Source organism: Streptomyces sp. NPDC059900, from assembly GCF_050270335.1.
Taxonomy (GTDB): domain Bacteria; phylum Actinomycetota; class Actinomycetes; order Streptomycetales; family Streptomycetaceae; genus Streptomyces.
Genome location: NZ_JBNNJZ010000608.1, coordinates 1 through 4,716, shown reverse-complemented (window position 1 = coordinate 4,716; position 4,716 = coordinate 1). Strand labels below are relative to the sequence as shown.

Below are 4,716 nucleotides of genomic sequence, written 5' to 3'. Positions count from 1 at the left end.
GTACGTGAACTCTTCGAAGGCTGGGGCGAGTCGGGGGCGGCGCGATGAGGCGGCAGCGGCACGTGGACGTCCTGGTCGTGGGCGGGGGCCCCGCGGGACTCGCCGCGGCGGCCCGTCTCTCCGCCGCGGGCGCGGGCACCGTGGAGGTCCTCGAACGGGAGGCGCGGGCCGGCGGAGTGCCGCGCCACTGCCACCACCGGGGGTTCGGGCGCTGGGGAGTGACGGGACCGCAGTACGCGGAGAGCCTCGTCGAAGCCGCGCTGGGCGCCGGAGCGGCGGTACGGACCGGCGTCACCGCCACCGGGTGGGACGGTCCGCTCTCGCTGGACACGACGGGACCGCACGGCCTCGAACGGATCACCGCCCGCGCCGTGGTCCTGGCCACGGGCGCACGGGAGAGGCCGCGGACGGCACGCCTGGTGCCGGGCACACGACCGGCGGGCGTGTTCACCACCGGGGAACTCCAGCAGGCGATCCACCTCTACGGACAGGAGATCGGCAGCCGGGCGGTCGTCGTGGGCGCGGAGCCGGTCAGCTACGAGGCGCTGGGGGCGCTGCGGCGCGCGGGGGTGCAGGTCGCCGCGCTCGTCACGCAGGAGGCGCGGGCCCAGGCGGGCCGGGCGCGGGCCACGGCGGCCCGGCTCGGCATCGGCAGGGTCCCGCTGGTGACCGGGGCCGTGGTGGCAGAACTCCGGGGCCACGGACGGCTTTCGGGGGTACGGCTGCGGCACCGCGACGGACGGCAGGGCCTGCTCGCCTGCGACACGGTGGTGTTCACCGGCGACTTCGTGCCCGACCACGAACTGGCCCGCCGCGGCGGCGTGCTCCTGGACCCCGGAACACGCGGCCCCGCGGTGGACGGCTCCTTCCGCACGGCCTCGCCCGGCGTCTTCGCCGCGGGCAACGGGGTGCACGCGGTGGAGCCGGCGCGCGTGGCCGCCGGGGAGGGCGAGCGGGTCGCGGCGTCGGTACGGGCCTGGCTGGACAACGCGGGATGGCCTGCCGACGCCGTACCGCTGCTGGCCGACACCCCCCTGTGCTGGGTGGCCCCGAACCGCCTCACCCCGAACGCACCGGAACCCCGCTTCATCCTGCGCACGACACAACCCCTGGCCCGCCCCGTCCTGGAGGTCACCCAGAACGGCCGCCACCTGTTCCGCCAGCGGATCCGCCGCCGGGTACTGCCGAACCAGGGGCTGTACCTGGAGGGCGGCTGGACGGGGCGGGTGGACGCGGAGGGGGGAGCGGTGAGGGTGGGCGTGGGCTAGGCCTGCCAGGCCGGGCGGGGGATCTCTCAGCCCGTCCGGCGTTTGAGGACGAACTCGGCGAAGCCGGTGATGACGGCGCCCAAGGGCTGACGGCTCTTCCCCGCAGCGCGACCTGCCCGTACACTCCAAAACTAGCACTGCTAATTAACGTCGAGCGCTCACCCGCAGAGACGACGACCGCAAACGATCCGGAGCCGTATCGTGCGCCCAGTCCACTTCGCCGCAGCCCGCCGCACCCCCATCGGCAAACTCCGCGGTACCCTCTCCACCGTCCGCCCGGACGACCTCGCCGCCACGGTCGTACGCGGCCTCCTCGCGGGCACGCCGGAGCTGGACCCCGCCCGGATCGACGACATCTACTGGGGCGCCGCCAACCAGGCGGGCGAGGACAACCGCAACGTGGCCCGCATGGCCGCCCTCCTCGCGGGCCTCCCGGAATCCGTCCCCGGCGCCACGGTGAACCGGCTCTGCGCCTCCGGCATGGAAGCCGTCACCGCCGCCGCCCGCACCATCGCGTCCGGCGAAGCCGACATCGTCCTCGCGGGCGGCTCCGAGTCGATGAGCCGCGCCCCCTTCGTCCTGCCCCGCCCCGACGAAGCGCTGCCGCACAAGATGGAGACCGCCGACACCCGCCTCGGGTGGCGCCTGGTCAACCCCGCGATGAAGGACCTGCACGGCGTCCTCGCCATGGGAGAGACCGCCGAGGAAGTCGCCGAGCGCTACGGAGTGACCCGCGAGCGCCAGGACACCTTCGCCCTGCGCAGCCACCAGCGCGCCGCCGAAGCCCGCAAGAACGGCCACTTCGACGACGAGATCCTCCCCGTCACGCGGCCCGACGGCACCACCGTCGACCTCGACGAATGCATCCGTGAGGACACCTCGTACGAGAAGCTGAGCGGCCTGCGCCCCGTCTTCCGCAAGGACGGCACCGTCACCGCGGGCAACGCCTCGCCGATGAACGACGGCGCGGCCGGACTCCTCCTGGTCAGCGAGGAAGCCCTGAACGACCTCGGCCTCGAATCCCTGGGCCGGTACGCCGCCGGCGCCTCCGCCGGTGTGCACCCGGACGTCATGGGCATCGGCCCCGTCCCCGCCACCCGCAAGGCGCTCGCCCGCGTCGGCTGGGACATCGGCGACCTCCAGGAGGCCGAGTTCAACGAGGCGTTCGCGGCCCAGGCCCTGGCCTGCGTCGACGCCCTCGGCATCGACCCCGAGCTGGTGAACCCGACCGGCGGCGCCATCGCCATCGGCCACCCCCTCGGCTGCTCCGGCGCCCGCATCCTCACCACCCTCCTGCACCGCATGCGCCGCACCGGCGCGGCCCGCGGCCTCGCCACGATGTGCGTGGGCGTCGGCCAGGGCAGCGCGCTGCTCGTCGAACGCGGCTGATCTCTGCCCCTCCCCGCAAGGCCGCACGAAACGCGTGGCCGCACACGAAAAGCACGACCGCACAAAACGCAAGGAACGCAAGAAAACGGAGCACCACCCATGGCCACGCTGTCCCTCGCCGCGATCCTCGCCGAGCCCGCCCGCCGCCGCCCGGACCACACCGCCCTCGTCGAGGGCGAACTGCGGCTCACCTTCGCCGAGTTGTGGGAGCAGGCCCGCACTCAGGCGGCGGCACTCGTGGAACTCGGGGTCCGGCCGGGGGACCGCGTGGCCCTGATGGCGCCCAACACCGCCGAGTTCCCGCGCGCCTACTACGCGATCCTCGCCGCGGGCGGCGTCGTCGTCCCCGTACACCTCCTGCTCTCGGCCGAAGAGGTCGAGCACGTCCTGCGGGACAGCGGCGCCACCCTGCTCCTGTGCCACCCCGCGCAGGCCGAAACGGGCAAGGCCGCCGCCACCGCCACCGGCGTACGGATGCTGACCCTCGGCGGGGACGGCGAGCTGGAGACCCTGGCGCACACGGCCGACCCGCTGTCCGGCTATGCCTCACGTGACGCCGACGACCCCGCCGTCGTGTTCTACACCAGCGGCACCACGGGCGTCCCCAAGGGAGCCGTGCTCAGCCACCTCAACCTGGTGATGAACGCGACGGTCTGCGCCTTCGACGCCCACGACGTGCACCGCGACGACATCGCGCTCGGCGCGCTCCCGCTCTTCCACGCCTTCGGCCAGACCGTCTCCATGAACGCCACCTGGCGCGCGGGCGCCACCCTCGTGCTGCTGCCGCGCTTCGATGCCGCGCGGGCCGTCGAACTGATGGCGGCGGAGGGCGTCAACACCTTCCACGGGGTGCCGACGATGTACGTGAACCTCGTGGCCGCGGCGGCCACGGCCGCCGACCTGCCCGCCCTGCGGCTCGCGGTTTCCGGCGGAGCCTCGCTGCCCGTGGCCGTACTGGAACGCTTCGAGGAGGCCTTCGGCGTACCGGTCTACGAGGGATACGGGCTCTCCGAGACCTCGCCCACCGCCTCCGTGAACCAGCCCGTCTTCGGGACAAAGGCGGGCAGCATCGGCCACCCGCTGTGGGGCGTGGACGTGGAGATCGCCCGCGCCGAGGTCGAGGGCCGGATCGAGCTGCTGCCCGCCGGGGAACTGGGGGAGGTCGTGGTCCGGGGCCACAATGTCTTCTCCGGTTACCTGGGGCGCCCGGAGGCCACCGCCGAGGCCGTCGTCGACGGCTGGTTCCGCACCGGGGACCTCGGCACCAAGGACGCCGACGGGTTCCTGGCCATCGTCGACCGCAAGAAGGACGTCATCATCCGCGGCGGCTTCAACGTCTACCCCCGCGAGGTCGAGGAGGTGCTGATGCGCCACCCTGACGTCGCGCACGTCGCCGTGATCGCCCTGCCCGACGACGTGCACGGCGAGGAGATCTGCGCCGTCGTCGTCGCGGCGCCCGGCTCGGCCCCCGACGCCGCGCGGCTCACCGAGTGGTCCAAGGAGCACCTGGGCCGCCACAAGTACCCGCGCCGGGTGGAATTCACCGCCGAGCTGCCGCTCGGCCCCAGCATGAAGATCCTCAAGCGGGAGCTGCGCGTCACGTACAGCGGGGCGTAGCGTCGGGGCCGTCCGGGCGTCCAGGATGTGACCGCCCCGGACGGCCCGGAGATAGTTGGGCCTAGCATCTGTTCCCGGCATGGACATATCTCTCGACGTATCCCTGTGGGAATTCGCCGCGCTCGCCGCGGCCGCGCTGCTCGTCGGCTTCTCGAAGACCGCCGTCAGCGGGGCCAACACGGTCAGCCTCGCCGTCTTCGCCGCGGTCCTGCCGGCCCGCGATTCCACGGGTGTCCTGCTGCCCATCCTCATCGCGGGCGACGTCCTCGCGGTCCTCACCTACCGCAGGCACGCCCACTGGCCGACCCTGTGGCGCCTGTTCCCCGCCGTCGCGGGCGGCGTGGTGGTCGGCACGGTCTTCCTGATGTGGGCCGGCGACGCCGCCGTCCGTACGTCGATCGGGGCGATCCTCCTGCTGATGGCGGCGGTGACGGTGTGGCGC

4 protein-coding genes are annotated in these 4,716 nt (G+C 73.5%); all 4 read left to right on the top strand.

Annotated elements, in window-relative coordinates; all coding sequences use genetic code 11:
- Window positions 1–44 precede the first annotated feature (44 nt).
- Window positions 45–1,268, top strand: coding sequence for an FAD-dependent oxidoreductase (locus ACQKIP_RS40225; protein WP_365854987.1), 1,224 nt, complete (start codon window positions 45–47; stop codon window positions 1,266–1,268).
- Between the two features lie 201 nt (window positions 1,269–1,469).
- Window positions 1,470–2,657, top strand: a complete 1,188-nt coding sequence (locus tag ACQKIP_RS40220; RefSeq protein ID WP_365854985.1) for a thiolase family protein — start codon at window positions 1,470–1,472, stop codon at window positions 2,655–2,657.
- Between the two features lie 99 nt (window positions 2,658–2,756).
- Window positions 2,757–4,274, top strand: a complete 1,518-nt coding sequence (locus ACQKIP_RS40215; protein WP_365854983.1) for a long-chain-fatty-acid--CoA ligase — start codon at window positions 2,757–2,759, stop codon at window positions 4,272–4,274.
- 79 nt (window positions 4,275–4,353) lie between these two features.
- Window positions 4,354–4,716 (top strand): TSUP family transporter (locus ACQKIP_RS40210; RefSeq protein ID WP_427745305.1); only part of this gene is annotated, 363 nt, incomplete at its 3' end.